The following is a 19,804-nucleotide window of genomic DNA, read 5'->3' on the forward strand; positions in this document are numbered from 1 at the left end:
GGAGCCGACGCAAGAAGAAAAACCGGGGTAGAGTTCCGGACAATCCGGACGCTGGCGTCCGCAATCGGAAACTCGCATGGAAAACCTCGGCGGCTTCGTCGTGTTCGTTCAGGTCGCGGAAACGCGCAGTTTCGTCGCGGCCGGCCGTGCGCTCGGGCTATCGGCCTCGGCGATCGGCAAACGCATCGCGCGGCTCGAGGCGCGCCTGAACGTGCGGCTCTTTCACCGCAGCACGCGCAGCATCACACTGACCGCCGAAGGCACACGCTTTCTCGAACGGTGCCGGCGCGTGATCGCCGAGCTCGACGCAGCCGAGCAGGAACTGACGCACAGCGCCGAAGCGCCGCGCGGGCGCTTGCGCGTGAGCCTGCCGACGATCGGCACGCTGCTGCTGCCGGTACTCGCCGATTTCATGGCCGCGTATCCGGAGATCGAGCTCGACATCGATTTCAGCGACCGGCTCGTCGACGTCGTCGACGAAGGGTTCGACGCGGTGCTGCGCACCGGCCAGCCGTCGGATTCACGGCTGTCGTCGCGGCTGCTCGGCCACTTCCGCCAGCACCTCGTGGCGTCCCCCGGCTATCTCGACCGGCACGGCACGCCACGCACGCCGGCCGATCTCGCGCAGCACCGCTGCCTGCACTACCGTTTCCCGACCAGCGGCAAGCTCGAAACCTGGCCGCTGCGCGTGCCACGCGCGGGCATGCCGCCCGAGGTGCCGGTCACAATGGTCAGCAACAGCGCGGAAGCGCGCCTGTGCTTCGCGCTGCGCGGGCTCGGCATCGCGTGCCTGCCCATCTTCTTCGTGCGCGAGGCGCTCGAGGACGGCACGCTGCGCGCAGTGCTCGACGAACACGTCGCGAGCTGCACGCCGGCCTACGTGCTGTGGCCGTCGGGCCGCCACCCGACGCCAAAACTGCGCGCGTTCGTCGATTACATGGCCACGCACCTGCCGCTGTGACCGCGGCCGGCCGTCACGCGGCCTTCGCGTGCACGCCCAGCCGGCGCAACGCCTGCCCGTGCTCGTCGAACAGGTGGCAGTGCTCGGCTTGCGCGTGCACACGGAGCGCCTCGCCGGTGCGGTACGTGTCGAGCGGCGGAATCCGCGCGATCAGCCCGTCCGGCGCGACGGCCGACTCCGCATACAGATAGGCGGAGTCGCCGAGCGACTCAACGGCCATCGTCCGCGCGGCCACGCCGGCGGCCGCCGCTTCGACCTTCAGGTGCTCGGGCCGCACGCCGACCGTCACCGCCGCGCCGCGCTGCAGCCCCGCCGCGTCGACCGCGACACGCTGCGTCTCGCCGCTGTCGAAACGCACGAGCACGCCGCCGGCATCGACCGATTCGACCGTGCCTTTCAGGAAGTTCATCTTCGGCGAGCCGATGAAGCCGGCGACGAACTGATTCGCCGGCGCATGGTAAAGCTCGTTCGGTGTGCCAACCTGCTGCACCGCGCCGCCCGACAACACGACGATCTTGTCCGCGAGCGTCATCGCCTCGACCTGGTCGTGCGTCACGTAGATCATCGTCGTCTTCAGCTCGTCGTGCAGCCGCGCGAACTCCAGCCGCATCTTCACGCGCAGCGCCGCGTCGAGGTTCGACAGCGGCTCGTCGAACAGGAACACCTTCGGCTTGCGCGTGATCGCACGGCCGATCGCGACGCGCTGCCGCTGGCCGCCCGACAGCTGCTTCGGCTTGCGGTCGAGCAGGTGATCGATGTGCAGGATCTTCGCGGCGTTCTTCACCGCCTGGTCGATCTCGGGCTTCTTCGCGCCCGCGAGCTTCAGGCCGAACGCCATGTTGTCGTACAGCGTCATGTGCGGGTACAGCGCATACGACTGGAACACCATCGCGATGCCGCGCTTCGCGCTCGGCACGTCGTTGACCTTCGCGCCGTCGATCAGCAGGTCGCCGTTCGAGATGTCCTCGAGGCCCGCGATCATCCGCATCAGCGTGGATTTTCCGCAGCCGCTCGGGCCGACGAACACGACGAATTCGCCGTCGGCGATGTCGAGGTTCACGTTGCGCAGCACTTCGGTGTCGTCGTAGCGCTTCGCGATGTTGCGCAGGAGCACGCTTGCCATGATCTGTCTCCGTTCGTTCGTGATGCGCCGCGCGGTACGCGGCGCGCAATCATTCGGGGTTGCTAGTTCGGCAGCACCGCGCCGGTCGCCTGCCAGCGCGCGACGTAGCCAGGCAGCTCGTGCATGTCGTCGAATACGTGGCGCGCACCGATCCCGCGCAGCGCGTCGATCTGCGCGGCCGATGCATGCCCGCCACCGACGAAGCCGAGCACGGTCATGCCGGCCGCGGCCGCCGCGGTGATGCCGGTCACGCTGTCCTCGACGACGAGGCACTGGGCGGGCGCGACGCCGAGCGTGCGCGCGGCCGCGAGATACACGTCGGGCGCGGGCTTCGGCCGCGCGACGGCATCCGCGCAGAACAGCCGGTCGCCGAAGAAGCGCGCGAGGCCCGTGCGTGCCAGTGCCGCCTCGACGTACGCTCGGTAGCTGTTGCTCGCGCAAGCCGTCGTCAATTCAATCGCGTCCAGCGCCGCATCGATGCCGTCGACCATCGGCGCATTCACGGCCGCCGCCTCGACCGCGCGTCTGATCGCGTCGACATCGTCGGCCGACAAAGTCCGCCCGACGGCCTCGCCCGCGCCGGCCAGCACCCGCTCGATGCGCAGCCCGAGCAACGGCATCACGGCCGGCCGCGCATCGACGCCGGGCCAGCGGCCGTCGAGTTCTCGCACGATCACGTCGGCCGCCACGGCCTCGCTGTCGATCAGCACGCCGTCGCAATCGCAGATCAGGACGTTCGCTGTCATTTGACGGCCCCGAACGTGAGCCCGCGCACGAGCTGCTTCTGCGACAGCCATCCGACGATCAGGATCGGCGCGACCGCCAGCAGGGAAGCTGCGGACAGCTTCGCCCAGAACAATCCTTCGGGGCTCGAGTACGACGCGATGAATACGGTGAGCGGCGCCGCGTTCGAGCTCGACAGATTGATGCTCCAGAATGCTTCGTTCCACGACAGGATCACGAGCAGCAGCGCGGTGGACGCGAGCCCCGGCAACGCCATCGGCATCAGCAGGTAGACGATCTCCTGCCACGTCGATGCGCCGTCGATGCGCCCGGCTTCGAGGATGTCCTTCGGGATCTCGTTGAAGTACGTGAAGGTCATCCACACCGCGATCGGCAGGTTGATCAGCGTGTAGACGATCACGAGGCCCGACACGGTGTCGAGCAGCCCCGCGTTCTTCCACAGCAGGTAGATCGGCACGAGCACGCCGACCGACGGCATCATCTTCGTCGACAGCATCCACAGCAGCACCTTCTGCGTGCGGTGATTCGGGAAGAACGCCATCGCGTACGCGGCCGGCACCGCGAACAGCAGCGAGATCACCGTGACGCCCGCCGAGATCAGCACCGAATTCCATGCGAACGCGAAGTAGTTGCTGCGCGCGAATACCTCGCGGAAGCTGTCGAGCGTCGGCATGAAGAACAGCGTCGACGCATACGCCTGCTGTTCGGTCTTGAACGCGGTGATCGCCATCCAGAAGATCGGGAAGAACAGCAGGAGCGCGATCAGCCACGCGAGCGTGCCGGGCAGCGCGCGCCGCACGAGGTCGAACACGGCCGGCACGCGCCGGCCTTCGAAGGTCAGGTCGCTCATTTCTCGTACTCTCCCTTCAGGTTGCGCGCGAGCATCCGCACGAGGAAGAACGACACGACGTTCGCGACCACGACGGCGATGATGCCGCCCGCGGACGCGAGGCCGACGTCGAACTGCTGCAGGCCGAGCGCGTAGATCAGGTACGACAGGTTGGTCGTCGCATTACCCGGGCCGCCGCCGGTCGTCGTGTAGATCTCCGCGAAGATCGACAGCAGGAAGATCGTCTCCATCATCACGACCACCGCGATCGCGCGCTTCAGGTGCGGCAGCGTGATGTAGAAGAACATCGCGATCGGGCCCGCGCCGTCGATGCGCGCGGCTTCCTTCTGCTCCTGGTCGAGCGACTGGATTGCGGTGAACAGGATCAGGAACGCGAACGGCAGCCACTGCCACGCGACGATGATGATCACGGCGGTGAGCGGGTAATCGGCGAACCAGTCGATCGGCGTCATCCCGAGCGCGCGCATCGCGTTCGCGACGAGCCCGTACACCGGGTGCAGGATCATGTTCTTCCAGATCAGCGCGGATACCGTCGGCATCACGAAGAACGGTGCGATCGCGAGCAGGCGTGCCACGCCCTGCCCGTAGAACTTGCGGTCGAACAGCACGGACATCAGCACGCCGCCGACCACCGTGATCGCGAGCACCGCGCCGATCAGCACGAGCGTGTGCCAGATCGCGGGCAGGAACGACGGATCGGTCGCGAGGAAGCGGTAGTTGTCGAAGCCCGCGAAACCCTTCACGTCCGGGTTCAGCAGGTTGTAGCGCGAGAACGAATACCAGATCGTCATCGCGAGCGGAATCGACATCCACAGCAGCAGCACCGCGACGGACGGCGACACGAGCCAGCTCGCACCGCCACGCGCAGGGCGCGGCGCGCCAGGCGGCGACGACGCGTCGCCGACCGACGGCGCGTGGCTCAGGGGAAGACGTAAATGACGCATGATCGGCGTTCCTCCGGTTGATGCGCGGGCACGAACGGCCGCCCGCCTTTCAGCTTCGCCGGCCCGCACCGTCCGCGACGGCGCACGGTGCGGGTTGCACGGCTTCTTGCGCGTTACTTCTTGTAGCCGGCCTGCCGTACCGCGCGGTCGGCGGCGGCCTGCCCGGCAGCGAGCGCCTGGTCGACCGTCATCTGGCCCGCGACCGCACCCGCGATCGACTGGCCGACCACCGTACCGAACGACTGGAATTCAGGAATCCCCACGTACTGCACGCCCGTGTACGGCACCTTCTTCAGCGACGGATCGTTCGGGTCGGCCGTCTCGATCGCCTTCAGCACGAAGTCCGAGAACGGCGCGGCGGCCTTGTACTCGGGGCGCTGATAAGTCGACGTGCGCGTGCCCGGCGGCACCGACGCCCAGCCCTCGTCCTTGCCGGCCATCTCGATGTACTGCTTCGACGTCGCCCACGCGATGAACTTGCGCGCGGCATCCTGCTGCTTCGACGTCTTCGGCACGGCCAGCGCCCACGCCCACAGCCAGTGCGAACCCTTCGGCGTGACGGCGACCGGCGCGGGTGCGAAGCCGATCTTGTCGGCCACCTGCGACTGCTGCTTGTTATAGAGCATCCCGGCCGCGACCGTCGCGTCGATCCACATCGCGCACTTGCCCGATGCGGTGAGCGTCAGGTTCTCGTTGAAGCCGTTCGAGCTCGCTCCCGGCGGGCCGTCCTTCTTCAGCAGGTTCACGTAGAACGTGATCGCCTTCTTCCATTCGGGCGACGTGAGCTGCGCGTTCCAGTTCTCGTCGAACCAGCGCCCGCCGAACGTGTTCACCACCGTCGATACGAACGCCATGTTCTCGCCCCAGCCGGCCTTGCCGCGCAGGCAGATCCCGTAGGTACCCTTCGCCTTGTCGGTGAGCTTGTCCGCGAACTCGGCGATCTGGTCGTAGGTCGGCTGGTCGGGCATCTTCAGCCCCTTCGCCGCGAACAGGTCCTTGCGGTAGAACGTCATCGAACTCTCGACGTAGAACGGCAGCGCGTACAGCTGGCCGTTGTACGACAGGCTGTCGCGCGCGGTCTTCACGATGTCGTTCAGGTCGTAGTCGGCGGGCAGGCCCGTCATCGGCGCGAGCCAGCCGCGCTTGCCCCACTGCGGCGTCTCGTAGGTGCCGATCGCCATCACGTCGAACTGGCCGCTGCCGGTCGTGATGTCGGTCGTCGCGCGCTGGCGCAGCACGTTTTCCTCGAGGATCACCCAGTTCAGCTTGATGTCCGGGTTCGCCTTCTCGAATGCCGGTGACAGCTTCTTCAGCTCGATCATGTCGGGATTGTTCAGCGTCGCGATCGTCAGCGTGCCGGCGGACGCGGCGCAGGCGGCCGTCGCGAGCGCGGCTCCGGCGCAGCGGCGTGCGGCGGCGGCGAGCATCTTTCGTTGCATGGCATGTCTCCTGTGTTTGTTCGAAGTGTCGTCTCGGTACTGCGTGTTGCGTCGTTTCCTTCGCGGCCCGTCATGCCGGCCGCTGCATTCCGCACGCGCGCGCATAGTGCGCGATCACGTCGCGTATCCGGTGGCGCACCCACGCGCGTGGCTCCTTCGCGAGGCCGCCCGCGCGGCACGCCGCGTATACATCCGGCAGCCATTGCGCAACGAGCGTCTCCGGCACCGGCTGCCGCGCGAGGTTGTCGAACAGTTGCTCGACCGCGGCCGCGACGGCCGGCTGCAGCCAGTAGTAGCGGATCCGGTCGCTGTAGCTGAACTGGCGCGCGAGCCGCTGCTCGGTTTCGTCGCCGCGGTAGTACGGCGCCCAGTGCTCGGGCTGCGCGCGCATCGCGGCATCGACCACATCGCGCAACCGCGAGCGCTGCGCGACGTCGCCGGTCAGCGCGTCCTCGATGAAGGTGAGCGCGAACAGCGCCTCGCGCAGCGCGAACGTCAGCGCGGGGCCGACCTTCAGCACCGCGAAGTGGTCGCGCACGAGCGCGGCGAGCGCGCCCTCGGTCTGGTAATCGGTCGAATGCGCCTCGAACACGAGGCGTGGTGTCTGCAGGATACTCGCGCCGAGCGACGCGGCCTTCGCGCTGTCGTAGTCAAGCACGTGGCGATCGTCGAAGTCGACGCCCGGCTGCGCGACGATCGCGACGACGCGCGTCCATGCATCGTCGAGCCCGGCCGCCGCGAACGCATGGCGGTGCGCATCGAGCGTCGCCGCGATGCTGTCGCTGCGCGTGACCGCGATCTGCGCGATTGCCGCATCGCCCCCTTCGTTCGCGCTGCCGCTCACTTCGCCGCCCGGCGTCGGCACCTCGGTGCCGATCACGTAGACGGGCGCCATGCCGGCGCGCGCCGCCGCGTCTTCCGCCACGCGGCACAGTTCGGCCGCGCGCACGGCGATCGTGCGATCGTCGAGCCGCACCGGATCGTCCGCGCACGCCATGCTCGCATCGAGGTGGATTTTTTCGAAACCGGCTTCCACATAGGCGGCGACCATCGCGCACGCCTCGCGCATCGCGTCGGCCGCGCGGCGGTGCCGCCACGGATTCGGGCCGAGGTGATCGCCGCCGAGCACGAGTGCCGACGGCGCGAGCCCGCAACGCGCGGCGATCGCGTCGACGTCGCGGCGGAAATCGGCGGGCGTCATGCCCGTATAGCCGCCGAGATGGTTCACCTGGTTGCAGGTCGCCTCGATCAGCAGCGGCGAGCCGTCCGCGCGCGCCGCCTCGCACGCCGCCTCCAGCACGAGCCGGTGCGCGCTGCAGATCGAATAGATGCCGCGCTGAGCGTCAGCGCGGTTCGCGTCGAAGATCATCCGCAGCACCGCGTCCGCATGGGCGGTGCGAGGACGTTCGGCGAAGGTCGTCAGGCCGGACATGCGATACCTCGTTCGGTCAGGAAGCGGTCGATCTCGGCCGCGCTGCTGTTGCCCTCCATCGGGCCGCGCCGCGTGACCGCGATCGCACCGGCCGCGTTCGCGCGGCGCAGCGCGACATCGATCGGCACGCCCGCGACCAGGCTCGCGACCAGCGTGCCGCCGAAGCAGTCGCCGGCGCCGGTCGGGTCGATTTCGTCGACCGAAAAGGCCGGCGCTTCGACGCGGTTCGCACGGTCGAACGCGACGCTGCCTTGCGCGCCGCGTTTCAGTACGACACGCTCGAGCAGCGGATGCGTCGCGAGCAGGCCCGCGATCGCGCGCTCGGCCGGCTGCGGTCCGCAGAAGAACGGCAGGTCGGCTTCGCTCGGCAGGAACAGGTGGCACGCGGCGAGCATCGCGTCGAGTGCCGCCCGCATCGGGCGAAAACCCAGCATTTCGGGCCGCACGTTCGGATCGAAGGACACCTTCGCGCCGGCGCGCGCGGCCTCGATCACGCCGCGCTGCACGGCCGCGATCGCCGATTCGCTCGTCAGTGACGAGCCCATCACGTGGAAATAGCGGCAACCGTCGAACATCGCGGTATCGACATCGGACGCTTCGACGCACGCGGCCGCGCTGGTGGACAGACTGTAGACGAAGCTGCGCGAGCCGTCGTCGCGATATGCGACGAACGCGGTGCCGGTCGGGCGCGCGACGCGACGGATGCGCGCGACGTCGACACCGTCGCGCTCGAGCCGCGCGACGATCGCATCGCCGAACGCGTCACGGCCGACGCAGCCCGCATACGCGACGCGCGCGCCGAGCCGCGCGGCCTGGTCGGCGAAGATCGCCGGCGCGCCGCTCGGGAACGGCCCGGCGAACAGGCCCGGCGTGTCGAAACCCTGGCCGCGCTCGGCGGCGACGAATTCGGCGAGCAGTTCGCCGGCAACGACGATCTCGGCCATCAGGCGTGCCCTCCCGAGACTGGCGCGCAAAGGGCCTCAGCCTGTGCCAGCGGCCATCGAGGCGAACATGGATGCCACTTCATCCGTTGCTCCGACAAACTGTTATCGGCGGCCAGAAGGAACGATATGCGCTTGACAGGCCGCTTCGTCCACGGGGTAGGATCATTTGCATGATCCTTGTCTACCGCTACCGGGTGAAGTCGCTCAACGGCCTGCTGAACCAGCAGAGCCGTGCGGTGAACTACGTCTGGAACTTCTGCAACGACACGCAAAAGCACGCGCTCAAGTGGAGCAAGAAGTGGCCAACAGGTTTCGACCTGAACGGACTGACGAGCGGCAGCAGCAAGGAGCTTGGCATTCACTCCGGCACGATCAACGCAACGTGCTTGCAGTACGCACAATCCCGTAGCCAGCGCCGACGCCCTTACCTGCGCTATCGCGGCAAGAGAACGCTTGGATGGGTACCGTTGAAAGGGCGCGACCTGAAGCGTGAAGGCGACGCGTTCCGTTTCGCCGGCAACACTTTCCGCGTGTTCAACAGTCGACCGCTTCCCGAAGGCAAGATCAAAGACGGCACCAACTTCGCGCAGGATGCGCGTGGCAACTGGTTTCTCAACATCGTGATCGAGATGCCCGATGTTCAAGCGCGCCCGATCCGTTCCGGCGTCGGCATCGATCTCGGCCTGAAAGATTTCGCCACACTTTCGACCGGCGAAAAGTTGCCCAATGATCGGTTTGGCCGATGCGCGGCTGAAAGGCTGGCGAAGGCGCAGCGTGCACGCAAGCACAAGCGGCATATTGCGAAGCTGCACGCCAAGGTTGTGAATGCCCGTGCCGATTCCCAGCACAAGCTCGCACTCGATCTGGTGCGGCGGTTCGATTACATCGCGGTCGGCAATGTCTCCGCCGTCAAACTCGCCAGAACCAGAATGGCGAAGAGCGTCTACGACGCATCCTGGTCGTCTTTCCGAAACATGCTCCGTTACAAAGCGATCGCGCACGGAGCCACGTACGAGGAAGTCGACGAAAGCGGTTCTACCCAGTCCTGTTCGGCGTGCGGGTCGAAAGACAGCACGACGCGGCCGAAAGGTATCGCGGGACTGCGAGTAAGAGAGTGGGCCTGCAGTGACTGTGGTGTCGAGCATGATCGTGATACCAACGCTGCGCTGAACATTCTCCGATGCGGACGTGCATCGCCAGGTGTGGGAATCCGCCGCCTTTAGGCGGCGGAGGACGTCAAGTCAGCTCATCCAGTTGCCGCCGTCGACGTTCAACGTCTGGGCGGTAATGTAGTCGGCGTCGGACGACGCGAGGAACAGCGCGGCACCCGTCAGGTCGCCCGGCACGCCCATGCGGCCGAGCGGCACGGCTTCGCCCACGAGCCGCTTCTTCTCGCCGAGCGGCCGGTTCTCGTAGCGCGCGAAGAGGGCATCGACCTGCTCCCACATCGGCGTGTCGACGACGCCCGGCGCGATGCCGTTCACGTTGATCCGGTGCGGCGCGAGCGCGAGCGCGGCCGACTGCGTGTAGCTGATCACCGCGGCCTTGGTCGCGCAGTAGTGCGAAACGAGCGCCTCGCCGCGACGCCCGGCCTGAGACGACATGTTGACGATCTTGCCGCCGCGCCCCTGCTCGACCATCCGCTGCGCGACGGCCTGCATCAGGAAGAACAGCCCTTTCACGTTGACCGCGAACAGCCGGTCGAACACGTCCCACGATTCGTCGAGGATCGGGCGCATGTCGAACAGCGCCGCGTTGTTGAACAGGATGTCGACGCCGCCGAAGCGCTCGACCGCCGTGGCAACGATGCGCTCGATGTCGTCGCGGCGCGTGACGTCCGCGGTGACGGCCACCGCGCGGCCGGGGTTCGCCTCGATGAGCCGAGCGAGCGACCCGCCCGCCGGTTTCAGGTCGACGAGCACGCAGCGCGCGCCCTCGTCCAGATAGCGTTGCGCGACCGCCTCGCCGATACCGCTTGCGGCGCCCGTCAGGATCGCGACCTTGTCTGCCAGTCTCACTGGTTGTCTCCGGTTCGTTCTGCTGGTTGACGGTCACGAGGTGAGCGAACGCTCTGCGACCGATCAATTGCTCTGTTGGTGATCGAATGATCGGATACGCGATTCGCGCTGTCAAGGCGACGTAACGGCTTTCTATGATGCGCTGCGGCACAACGGCACACCGCAGCAGCCCGCCACGCGCGCCGGGCAAGGCGCGGCGCGCGCGGTGCGGCGCAGCCGGATCGGCGATGAAGGGGACGGAGCAAGGACGGAAAGGAGATTTCGCGCTGCACGGCGCGACGATACGTTATATCATCGCCGTACTTTGTTTCACGCCCTGCTTCATGCCATGGCTACCTCATCGTCCATTGACGCCCGGCTGTCCCGGGCCGACGCATTCGCCGCCGAGCACGGGCTCGCGTGGACGCCGCTGCGCCGCCAGGTCTACGAGCGCGTGCTGGCCGCGCAGCGCCCGATCGGCGCGTACGACCTGCTCGCCGAGCTCGAGCCGCAGCGCGGCCGCGTGCCGCCCACGACCGTCTATCGCGCGCTGGATTTCCTCGTTGAGCACGGCTTCATCCACCGGATCGAATCGAAGAACGCGTTCTTCGCGTGCTGCGAGATCGGCGTGCCGCACGAAGGCCAGTTCCTGATCTGCGATTCGTGCGGAGACACCGTCGAGATTCCCGGCGGCGACCTCGCGAAGCAGCTGTCCGCGAGCGAGCCCGCGCACGGTTTCGAAGTCCACCACCAGGTCGTCGAGCTGAGCGGCCTGTGCGGGCACTGCAAGCGCAAGCCCGCGCAACGCTGACGCCGAATCGCGCGGCCACGCGCCGCCCCTTCCCACGAGGAGTTCCATGTCCATTGCCCTGAAGCGCGCGCCGCGGCGTGCCCTGTCGCCTGTCCGCTGGCTCGCCGCCGCTATCTCCACTGCCGCCCTGTCGCTCGCGGCGCCCGCGTTCGCGCAGGCCGCGACCGTCAACGTCGTGGCCGCCGAGAATTTCTACGGCGATGTCGCGACGCAGATCGGCGGCAGTCATGTCGCGGTGACGAGCATCCTCAGCAATCCCGACCAGGATCCACACCTGTTCGAAGCGAGCCCGAAGACGGCCCGCGCGCTCCAGCATGCGCAGGTCGTGATCTACAACGGCGCCAATTACGATCCGTGGATGAGCAAGCTGCTCGGCGCGTCGAAACAGGCGAAGCGCGCGACGATCGTCGTCGCCGACCTGGTCGGCAAGAAGGCCGGCGACAACCCGCACCTGTGGTACGACCCGGCGACGATGCCGGCCGCCGCGCGCGCGATCGCGGCCGAGCTCGGTCGCGCCGATCCGGCGAACAAAGCCGAATACGATGCGAACCTGCAGAAATTCGTTGCATCGCTGAAGCCCGTCGACGACAAGGTCGCCGCACTGCGCGCGCAGTACAAGGGCGTGCCGGTGACGGCCACCGAGCCGGTGTTCGGCTACATGTCGGACGCGATCGGCCTCGACATGCGCAACCAGCACTTCCAGCTCGCGACGATGAACGACACCGAAGCCAGCGCGCAGGACGTCGCCGCGTTCGAGAACGACCTGCGCAAGAAGCAGGTACGCGTGCTGATCTACAACAGCCAGGCCGAAGAACCGATGACCAAGCGCATGCTGAAGATCGCGCGCGACGGCGGCGTGCCGACGGTCAGCGTCACCGAGACACAGCCGGCCGGGAAGACCTTCCAGCAGTGGATGGCCGGCCAGCTCGACGCGCTCGCCGCCGCGCTCGCCGCCGGCAAGAAATAAACGACGCAACGACATGACTGCCACTCCCCACGCACTCGCCGTCGATCGCGTCACGCTCGAACTGGGCGGACGCACGATCCTGCGCGACGTCAGCTTCTCGATCGAACCCGGCGAATTCGTCGGCGTGCTCGGGCCGAACGGCGCGGGCAAGACGACGCTGATGCGCGCGGTGCTCGGCCTCGTGCCGGTGTCGGCCGGCACGCTGTCCGTCGGCGGCGTGCCGGTCGTGCGCGGCAACGCGTCGATCGGCTACATGCCGCAGATCAGGAGCGGCCTCGCGAACCGCCGGATGCGCGGCTACGACTTCGTCGCGATGGCCGCCGACGGCCACCGCTGGGGGCTGCCGCACACGAACGCGGCGACGCGCCGCGACGTCGACCGCGTGCTCGATCTCGTCGGCGGCCCGACGCTTGCCCGCCGGCCGCTGTCGGAGCTGTCCGGCGGCGAGCGGCAGCGCCTGCTGCTCGCGCAATGCTTGCTCGGCAGCCCGAAGCTGCTGCTGCTCGACGAGCCGCTGATCAGCCTCGACCCGAACCACCAGCGCGGCGTCGTCGAGCTCGTGCGCAACGTGCAGCGCGAGCTCGGCATCACCGTGCTGTTCTCCGCGCACGAACTGAATCCGCTGCTGAATGCGCTCGACCGCGTGCTGTATCTCGGCAACGGCGTCGCAGCGCTCGGCACCGTCGACGAGGTGATCACGAAGCCCGTGCTGTCGCGGCTCTACGGATCGCCGATCGACGTGATGCGCGTGAACGGCAAGATCTTCGTGATGTCGGGCGACGTCGAGGTCGAGAAGCACGATCACGAACACGAGGACGACGACGGCCACTCGCACGGCGGTGGCGGCGGCCACGGCCATCACCACCACGGACACGCTCATCCCGGGCATTCGCAAGATGTTTGAATACGACTTCATGATCAACGCCTTCGCGGCGTCGGGGATCGTCGCGGTGCTCGCGGGCATCGTCGGCTACTTCCTGGTGCTGCGCGGGCAGACCTTCGCCGGCCATGCGCTGTCGCACGTCGGCTTCACCGGCGCGACGGGTGCGGTGCTGCTCGGCATCTCGCCGATCTGGGGGATGGTCGGCTTCACGCTCGTGGCCGGGATCGGGATGGGTGCGCTCGGCGAGAAGCTCGCAGGCCGCGACGTCGCGATCGGCGTGATCCTGTCGGGCGCGCTCGGTTTCGGCCTGCTGTTCCTGCATTTCTACACGTCGTTCGCGACGCAGGTCACCGCGCTGCTGTTCGGCAACGTGCTCGCGGTGAGCCATGACACGCTCGCGGTGCTCGCCGGCATCGGCGCCGTGAGCCTGCTCGCACTCGCGCTGATCGCGCGGCCGCTGCTGTTCGCGTCGCTGCAGCCCGAACTGGCCGAAGCCAAGGGCGTGTCGCTGCGCACGGTGTCGATGCTGTTCCTCGCCGTGTGCGCGCTCGCCGTAGCCGCGGCAACGCAAATCGTCGGCGTGCTGCTGGTGTTCACACTGCTGGTCGGGCCGGCTGCCGCCGCGCAGAACGTGACGACGCGGTTGTCGACCGGCGTGCTGCTCGCCGCGCTGTTTGCATTGTTCGAAGCGTGGCTCGGCATCGTGCTCGCGTATCACACCGACTGGCCGACCAGCTTCTGGATCACCGCGCTGTCGGCGCTCGTGTACGGCGCAAGCCTGTTGCGGCGCGACTGATCTGCGCGAGGCGGAGCGCCGCCCACGAAAATGAAAAACGCCGGCGTGCCAGAGGGCAGCGCCGGCGTTTTTTTATGCGTCCGCGATCGTGCGGCCCGCCGTGTGCGTTACTTGCTTCCCTTCCCGCTCAGCGTGCGAGCACGCGCGCGTGATGCGCGATGTGATCGGCAATGAACGTCGAGATGAAGTAGTACCCGTGGTCGTAGCCCGGGTGGCGGCGCAGCGTCAGCGGCTGGCCGGCCTTCGCGCATGCGGCTTCGAACACGTCGGGGTTGAGCTGGTTCGCGAGGAACTGATCCGCGAGGCCCTGATCGACGAGGATGCCGTCCGCGAACTTCGGCGCATCGGCGCGCGCGACGAGTTCGCTCGCGTCGTGTGCCTTCCATGCATCGCGATCGGCGCCGAGATAGCCCGAGAACGCCTTCTCGCCCCACGGGCAGCGTGTCGGCGCGGCGATCGGCGCGAACGCCGACACCGACCGGTACAGCCCGGGATGGCGCAGCGCAAGCGTCAGCGCGCCGTGCCCGCCCATCGAGTGCCCGAAGATTCCGAGCCGCGCGCCGTCGATCGGCAGTTCGGCCGCGACGAGCTCGCGCAGCTCGCCCGTCACATACGACTCCATCCGGTAATGCGCGGACCACGGCGCTTCGGTCGCGTCGACATAGAAGCCCGCGCCGACGCCGAAGTCCCACGCATCGGTCTCGCCCGGCACGCCCGCGCCGCGCGGGCTCGTGTCGGGCATCACGAGCGCGATGCCGTGCTGCGCCGCGTATTGCTGCGCGCCGGCCTTGATCGCGAACGTCTCGTCGGTGCACGTGAGCCCCGCGAGATAGAACAGCGCCGGCACGCGGCCGTACGCGGCCTGCGGCGGCAGGTACACCGAGAACTTCATCGGCAGGCCGATGGCCGCCGAATCGTGACGGTAGAAACGCTGCTCGCCGCCGTGGCACGCATGCGAGGAAACGAGTTCGAGCATCGCGGTGCGCTCCCGGTCAGTACAGCACGACCGAACGGATCGACTCGCCGGCCTTCATCAGGTCGAAGCCTTCGTTGATCCGCTCGAGCGGCAGCGTGTGCGTGATCAGGTCGTCGATGTTGATCTTGCCTTCCATGTACCAGTCGACGATCTTCGGCACGTCGGTGCGGCCGCGTGCGCCGCCGAACGCCGAGCCCTTCCACTCGCGGCCCGTCACGAGCTGGAACGGACGCGTGCTGATTTCCTCGCCCGCTGCCGCCACGCCGATGATGAACGACTGGCCCCAGCCCTTGTGCGTGCACTCGAGCGCCTGGCGCATCAGCTTCACGTTGCCGACGCATTCGAACGAGTAGTCGGCGCCGCCGTCGGTCAGCTGCACGATGTGGTCGACCACGTTCTCGACTTCGTTCGGGTTGATGAAGTGCGTCATCCCGAACTTCTTCGCGAGCTCGACGCGCTTCGGGTTGATGTCGACGCCAATGATCTTGTCCGCGCCGACCATCTTCGCGCCCTGGATCACGTTCAGGCCGATGCCGCCGAGGCCGAACACGACGACGTTCGCGCCGGCCTCGACCTTCGCCGAGTACACGACCGCGCCGACGCCCGTCGTCACGCCGCAGCCGATGTAGCAGATCTTGTCGAACGGCGCGTCCTCGCGCACCTTCGCGACCGCGATTTCCGGCACGACGATGTAGTTCGAGAACGTCGACGTCCCCATGTAGTGGAACAGCGGCTTGCCGTCGAGCGAGAAGCGCGACGTCGCGTCGGGCATCAGGCCCTTGCCCTGCGTCGCGCGGATCTTCTGGCACAGGTTGGTCTTGCGCGACAGGCAGAACTTGCACTCGCGGCATTCGGGCGTGTAGAGCGGAATCACGTGATCGCCCTTGCGCAAGGTGCCGACGCCGGGGCCGACGTCGACCACCACGCCCGCGCCCTCATGGCCGAGGATCGCCGGGAAGATCCCTTCCGGATCGGCGCCCGACAGCGTGTAGTAGTCGGTATGACAGATGCCCGTCGCCTTCACCTCGATCAGCACCTCGCCTGCGCGCGGCCCTTCCAGATCGACTTCCTCGATCGTCAGCGGCGCGCCCGCCTTCCATGCAATCGCTGCTTTCGTCTTCATCGTGTGACTCCTGTCTGTGTGTGAGGTCTGCCCGGGTTGGCTCGTCAGCGCTCATGCCGACCGGCGTGGGTGCGCCAGCGCCGACGCCGGCCCAATGCTTCGCACCGGGTTCCATGCAAAGCTGTCGAAACCGAGCCGCGCGGCATCGCGCGCGGCTCGGCGAGAGAATCTCGTGCTCGCCATGATGGCCGGTCCGGCCGCGCATCGCTTGCGGCAAACGGTCGCCGGCTTGCCACGATGCGTCATCGCTGACGCAAAAGAACAAGTGTTCGAGTTTAAACGCCCGTCGTGAACCATGCATCAGTACGCGCATACAGGTCGATGAAGCGCGCGTGGCGCGCGGCCAGCAAGCGATCCTCGCGCGGCGCGGCAACCGGCGACGCGGCCGGCGCCAGCGCGTGCAACGCGTCTTCGCGCCAGTGCCCGATCGCGACGCCCGCCAGCAACGCGGCGCCGCGCGTCGCGGCGTTCGGGCAGTCGATCGCGTGGAGCGACGCGCCCAGCGAGTCGGCAAGCAACTGGCGCCAACGCGGATCGACCGAGCCGCCACCCGCGAGACGCAGCATCGTCACCGGGTCGCCGCGATCGGCGTCGCGGATCGCATCGAGCCCGGCGCGCAACGCGAACGCGACGCCTTCGAACGCGGCGCGCATCATCGCGCCGCGCGTGTCGCCGAGCCCGAGGCCGAGCCAGCCGCCGCGCGCATCGGGGTTCATCCACGGCGAACGCTCGCCCGTCAGGTACGGCAGGAAGCACAGGCGTTCCGACGCAGCCTGTGCAAACGCATCGTCATACGCATCGGCCCACTGCGCGTAGCCGAGCCAGCCGCGCACGGCTTCGAGCGCGAGCCCGACGTTCTGCATCGCGGCCATCGTGTAATAGCCGCCGCCGGCCGCCGCGCGATAGCGATGCAGCCCACGTTGCGCGGGTGGCAGCGCGTCCGCGAGCACGACGATCTGGCCGCCGCTGCCCGTCGTCAGCAGCGCATCGCCGGCGGTGGCGAGCCCGCTGCCGAGTGCCGCGCATGCGGTGTCGGCCGCGCCCGTCGCCAGCGGCACGCCGGCCGGCAGGCCGAGTGCCGCGGCAGCTGGTGTGCCGAGCGTGCCGCAGCGCGCAGTCGACGGATGGACCGATGCGAACCGGTCGGTCGGCAGGCCAAGCGCGTCGATCAATGCGAGATCCCATGCGCCGTCAGGCGTCGCGAGCGCGGTCGCGCACGCGTCGCTCGGATCGGCCGCGACGTCGCCGCCCAGCGCGATGCGCAGCCAGTCCTTCGGCTGCACGGCCCAGCGCGCTGCGTGCAGCGCATCGGGTTCGTGCGCGGCCAGCCAGCGCAACAGCGGGCCGGCCATGCCGGGCGCAACGGGGTTCGGGGCGACGGGCATTCCGGCTGCGGACCAGCCGGCCGCTTCCGCTTCGCGCACCGCGCGCGTGTCGGGCCACAGCAGCGCGGGCCGCACCGGCCGCCCGGCCGCGTCGATCAACACGACGCCGTGCATCTGCCCCGAGAACCCGATCGCTGCGACCTGCGCACGCTCGTCGGCCGGCAGCCGTGCGGCCGCGCGCACGAGCGCCTGCCACCACGTGTCGGGCGCGATCTCGGCCCAGCCGGGCTGCGGAGACGACAGCGCATAGGGTTCGCTCGCAACCGCACGCTCGACGCCGTCGGCATCGAGCGTGACGAGTTTGACGGAGCCGGTGCCGAGGTCGATTCCGAGCAGGCGCATGACGTGACGGTGAATTCGAATGAACGGATGTCGATGATAACGGGATCGCGATGCGCGCCCCGTTTTTTGCCGCCGCCGCGGCGGGCCGAAAACGCGGTTGCGTGCCGGGTTTCACCCGGCTGCACCTTGCCGGCGAAAGCGGCCGCTCGCGGGTTAACCCGGCACGATTTTTCCCAGGCACTTTTTGCCACTATGCGACCCACCCGATACACACCATAAAGCGGCCTATATTTGACACGGGGGCCAGCGCTATTTTGAAGGGCTATAAAACCGGGAAACCTCACTCCTGCGGCAGTTTCCCGATGATCGACACCTTGTTTCATGCCGAAATGGCATATCGAACCAGCAAAGAACGGAATAGTACCCAGCGCTCTTGTTGCGCGGATTCATTCCGCATAACTTCGTATCACCCCGAAAACAAGATCATGGAGTGAGACAGATGCAATCGAACACGGTCCATCCGTGCGATGAGGTGCTGCCGACCGGCAAGCTTGTAACGCTTGGTCTCCAGCACGTCCTCGTCATGTACGCCGGCGCTGTCGCCGTGCCGCTTATCGTTGGCGCCGCACTCAAGCTGCCGAAAGACCAGATCGCGTTCCTGATCAGCGCCGATCTGTTTTCGTGCGGCGTCGCCACGCTGATCCAGACGCTGGGCCTGTGGATCTTCGGGATCCGCCTGCCCGTCATCATGGGCTGCACGTTCGCGGCAGTCGGCCCGATGATCGCGATCGGCACGAACCCCGGCCTCGGCATTCTCGACATCTTCGGTTCGACGATCGCGGCCGGCATCATCGGCATCGTGCTCGCGCCGATGATCGGCAAGCTGTTGCGGTTCTTCCCGCCAGTGGTCGTCGGCACCGTGATCGCGGTGATCGGGCTGTCGCTGATGGAAGTCGGCATCAACTGGGCGGCCGGCGGCGTCGGCAACCCCGAGTACGGCAGCCCCGTCTATCTCGGCCTGTCACTGCTCGTGCTGACGCTGATCCTGCTGATCAACAAGTTCGGCCGCGGCTTCATCGCGAACATCTCGGTGCTGCTCGGCATCGTCGCCGGTTTCGCGATCGCGTTCGCGATCGGCCGCGTGAATACCGACGGCGTCGCGCACGCACCGTGGGTCGGCATCGTGATGCCGTTCCACTTCGGCCTGCCGCACTTCGACCCGCTGTCGATCGTGACGATGGTCACGGTGATGTTCGTCACGTTCATCGAATCGACCGGCATGTTTCTCGCAGTCGGCGACATGGTCGATCGCCCGGTCAACCAGGAGCGCCTGGTGCGCGGCCTGCGCGTCGACGGTCTCGGCACGCTGATCGGCGGCATCTTCAACTCGTTCCCGCATACGTCGTTCTCGCAGAACGTCGGCCTGATCGGCGTGACGGGCGTGAAGAGCCGTTTCGTGTGCGCCACCGGCGGCGTGATCCTCGTGCTGCTCGGCCTGTTCCCGAAGATGGCGCAGGTGGTCGCATCGGTGCCGCCGTTCGTGCTCGGCGGTGCGGGCATCGTGATGTTCGGGATGGTGGCCGCGAACGGCATCAAGGTGCTGTCGAAGGTCGACTTCGTGAACAACTCGCACAACCTGTTCATCGTCGCCGTGAGCGTCGGCATGGGCCTCGTGCCGGTCGTGTCGCCGCACTTCTTCTCGAAGCTGCCGCCCGCGCTCGCCCCGATCCTGCACAGCGGCATCCTGCTGGCATCGGCCACGGCCGTGATCCTGAACATCGTGTTCAACGGCGTGAAAGGCGAAAAGGACGCGCGCTGCGACATCCGCCGCGCCGGACATGACTTCGACGGCCGCCCGGCCGACGTGCATCACTGATCACGACGCGCCGGGCGACGGCGCGAAGCGGAAACGAACAACGCCACGGCATGCCGTGGCGTTTTTGCTTGGCGGGGGGCGGACGACGCTCAGTGCCCGCGTGCGCGCTCAGGGTGCTCGCTGGCAGGCCGCCAGCGACGCGATGCAGGCTGCCGTTTGGCCGCGTCGGGCGACCTGTCTGCCGTGATGGACGCTGCCGATGCCTGATGCCTGATGCCTGATGCCTGATGCCTGATGCCCGATGCCCGATGCCCGATGCCCGATGCCTGAT

19 protein-coding genes are annotated in these 19,804 nt (G+C 67.7%); 8 read left to right on the forward strand and 11 right to left on the reverse strand.

Annotated features, from left to right (window positions below):
* Nucleotides 1-76: 76 nt before the first annotated feature.
* A complete protein-coding gene (locus HAV18_RS29925; protein ID WP_166963339.1) occupies nucleotides 77-961 on the forward strand; it encodes a LysR family transcriptional regulator in 885 nt (294 codons plus the stop codon).
* A gap of 13 nt (nucleotides 962-974) precedes the next feature.
* Here the strand turns inward: HAV18_RS29925 and HAV18_RS29930 are convergent, their stop codons facing one another.
* The 7 genes from HAV18_RS29930 to HAV18_RS29960 form a co-directional block, all read right to left on the reverse strand.
* Nucleotides 975-2,084, reverse strand: a complete 1,110-nt coding sequence (locus HAV18_RS29930; RefSeq protein WP_166963341.1) for an ABC transporter ATP-binding protein — start codon at nucleotides 2,082-2,084, stop codon at nucleotides 975-977.
* A gap of 62 nt (nucleotides 2,085-2,146) precedes the next feature.
* Nucleotides 2,147-2,830, reverse strand: coding sequence for an HAD family phosphatase (locus HAV18_RS29935; protein ID WP_166963343.1), 684 nt, complete (start codon nucleotides 2,828-2,830; stop codon nucleotides 2,147-2,149).
* On the reverse strand, nucleotides 2,827-3,678 hold the full coding sequence (locus tag HAV18_RS29940) for a carbohydrate ABC transporter permease (protein ID WP_048245223.1): 852 nt from the start codon (nucleotides 3,676-3,678) through the stop codon (nucleotides 2,827-2,829). The genes HAV18_RS29935 and HAV18_RS29940 overlap by 4 nt, the downstream gene beginning before the upstream one ends.
* The gene (locus HAV18_RS29945) at nucleotides 3,675-4,622 is read right to left on the reverse strand and encodes a carbohydrate ABC transporter permease (protein WP_166963345.1); all 948 of its coding nucleotides are present in this window, start codon (nucleotides 4,620-4,622) and stop codon (nucleotides 3,675-3,677) included. Before HAV18_RS29945 ends, HAV18_RS29940 begins: the two co-directional genes overlap by 4 nt.
* Before the next feature lie 113 nt (nucleotides 4,623-4,735).
* Entirely contained in the window at nucleotides 4,736-6,061 is a 1,326-nt protein-coding gene (locus tag HAV18_RS29950; protein WP_166963347.1) for a sugar ABC transporter substrate-binding protein, read from the reverse strand.
* A 70-nt stretch (nucleotides 6,062-6,131) separates the two neighbouring features.
* Nucleotides 6,132-7,493, reverse strand: coding sequence for a D-tagatose-bisphosphate aldolase, class II, non-catalytic subunit (locus tag HAV18_RS29955; RefSeq protein ID WP_166963349.1), 1,362 nt, complete (start codon nucleotides 7,491-7,493; stop codon nucleotides 6,132-6,134).
* Nucleotides 7,481-8,437, reverse strand: coding sequence for a sugar kinase (locus HAV18_RS29960; RefSeq protein WP_166963351.1), 957 nt, complete (start codon nucleotides 8,435-8,437; stop codon nucleotides 7,481-7,483). Before HAV18_RS29960 ends, HAV18_RS29955 begins: the two co-directional genes overlap by 13 nt.
* A gap of 170 nt (nucleotides 8,438-8,607) precedes the next feature.
* On the opposite strand from HAV18_RS29960, the gene HAV18_RS29965 reads away from it, so the two are divergent.
* Complete coding sequence (locus HAV18_RS29965) at nucleotides 8,608-9,660, forward strand: RNA-guided endonuclease TnpB family protein (protein ID WP_166963353.1); 1,053 nt, start codon at nucleotides 8,608-8,610, stop codon at nucleotides 9,658-9,660.
* Between the two features lie 18 nt (nucleotides 9,661-9,678).
* Here HAV18_RS29965 and HAV18_RS29970 read toward each other — a convergent pair whose 3' ends face one another.
* Nucleotides 9,679-10,455, reverse strand: a complete 777-nt coding sequence (locus HAV18_RS29970) for an L-iditol 2-dehydrogenase (protein ID WP_166963356.1) — start codon at nucleotides 10,453-10,455, stop codon at nucleotides 9,679-9,681.
* Nucleotides 10,456-10,783: 328 nt separating this feature from the next.
* Here HAV18_RS29970 and HAV18_RS29975 point away from each other — a divergent pair, with 328 nt between their 5' ends.
* Genes HAV18_RS29975 through HAV18_RS29990 form a run of 4 tightly spaced genes read left to right on the forward strand, consistent with a single transcriptional unit; the run spans nucleotide 10,784 to nucleotide 13,891 of the window.
* On the forward strand, nucleotides 10,784-11,245 hold the full coding sequence (locus tag HAV18_RS29975; RefSeq protein WP_011546084.1) for a Fur family transcriptional regulator: 462 nt from the start codon (nucleotides 10,784-10,786) through the stop codon (nucleotides 11,243-11,245).
* A 46-nt stretch (nucleotides 11,246-11,291) separates the two neighbouring features.
* Complete coding sequence (locus HAV18_RS29980; RefSeq protein ID WP_166963358.1) at nucleotides 11,292-12,212, forward strand: metal ABC transporter solute-binding protein, Zn/Mn family; 921 nt, start codon at nucleotides 11,292-11,294, stop codon at nucleotides 12,210-12,212.
* A 13-nt stretch (nucleotides 12,213-12,225) separates the two neighbouring features.
* Nucleotides 12,226-13,116 (forward strand): ABC transporter ATP-binding protein, encoded by an 891-nt coding sequence (locus tag HAV18_RS29985; protein ID WP_166963360.1) that lies wholly within the window; start codon nucleotides 12,226-12,228, stop codon nucleotides 13,114-13,116.
* Nucleotides 13,109-13,891, forward strand: a complete 783-nt coding sequence (locus HAV18_RS29990; RefSeq protein ID WP_166963362.1) for a metal ABC transporter permease — start codon at nucleotides 13,109-13,111, stop codon at nucleotides 13,889-13,891. The genes HAV18_RS29985 and HAV18_RS29990 overlap by 8 nt, the downstream gene beginning before the upstream one ends.
* 127 nt (nucleotides 13,892-14,018) lie before the next feature.
* Here the strand turns inward: HAV18_RS29990 and fghA are convergent, their stop codons facing one another.
* The 3 genes from fghA to HAV18_RS30005 all read right to left on the reverse strand — a co-directional run bounded on the left by fghA (nucleotide 14,019) and on the right by HAV18_RS30005 (nucleotide 17,717).
* Nucleotides 14,019-14,867 carry an S-formylglutathione hydrolase gene (gene fghA, locus HAV18_RS29995; protein WP_166963364.1) on the reverse strand — a complete coding sequence of 283 codons (849 nt, stop codon included), beginning with the start codon at nucleotides 14,865-14,867 and terminating at the stop codon, nucleotides 14,019-14,021.
* A 16-nt stretch (nucleotides 14,868-14,883) separates the two neighbouring features.
* Complete coding sequence (locus HAV18_RS30000; RefSeq protein ID WP_011353045.1) at nucleotides 14,884-15,990, reverse strand: S-(hydroxymethyl)glutathione dehydrogenase/class III alcohol dehydrogenase; 1,107 nt, start codon at nucleotides 15,988-15,990, stop codon at nucleotides 14,884-14,886.
* A gap of 275 nt (nucleotides 15,991-16,265) precedes the next feature.
* Complete coding sequence (locus HAV18_RS30005; RefSeq protein WP_166963366.1) at nucleotides 16,266-17,717, reverse strand: xylulokinase; 1,452 nt, start codon at nucleotides 17,715-17,717, stop codon at nucleotides 16,266-16,268.
* Between the two features lie 50 nt (nucleotides 17,718-17,767).
* Between HAV18_RS30005 and HAV18_RS30010 the strand changes: the two genes are divergently transcribed.
* Together HAV18_RS30010 and HAV18_RS30015 are read left to right on the forward strand one after the other, a co-directional pair.
* Nucleotides 17,768-18,151, forward strand: a complete 384-nt coding sequence (locus HAV18_RS30010; RefSeq protein WP_166963368.1) for a hypothetical protein — start codon at nucleotides 17,768-17,770, stop codon at nucleotides 18,149-18,151.
* Between the two features lie 5 nt (nucleotides 18,152-18,156).
* Complete coding sequence (locus HAV18_RS30015; RefSeq protein ID WP_166963370.1) at nucleotides 18,157-19,533, forward strand: nucleobase:cation symporter-2 family protein; 1,377 nt, start codon at nucleotides 18,157-18,159, stop codon at nucleotides 19,531-19,533.
* Nucleotides 19,534-19,804 lie beyond the last annotated feature (271 nt).

The organism is Burkholderia sp. D-99, assembly GCF_011605345.1.
Lineage (GTDB): Bacteria > Pseudomonadota > Gammaproteobacteria > Burkholderiales > Burkholderiaceae > Burkholderia.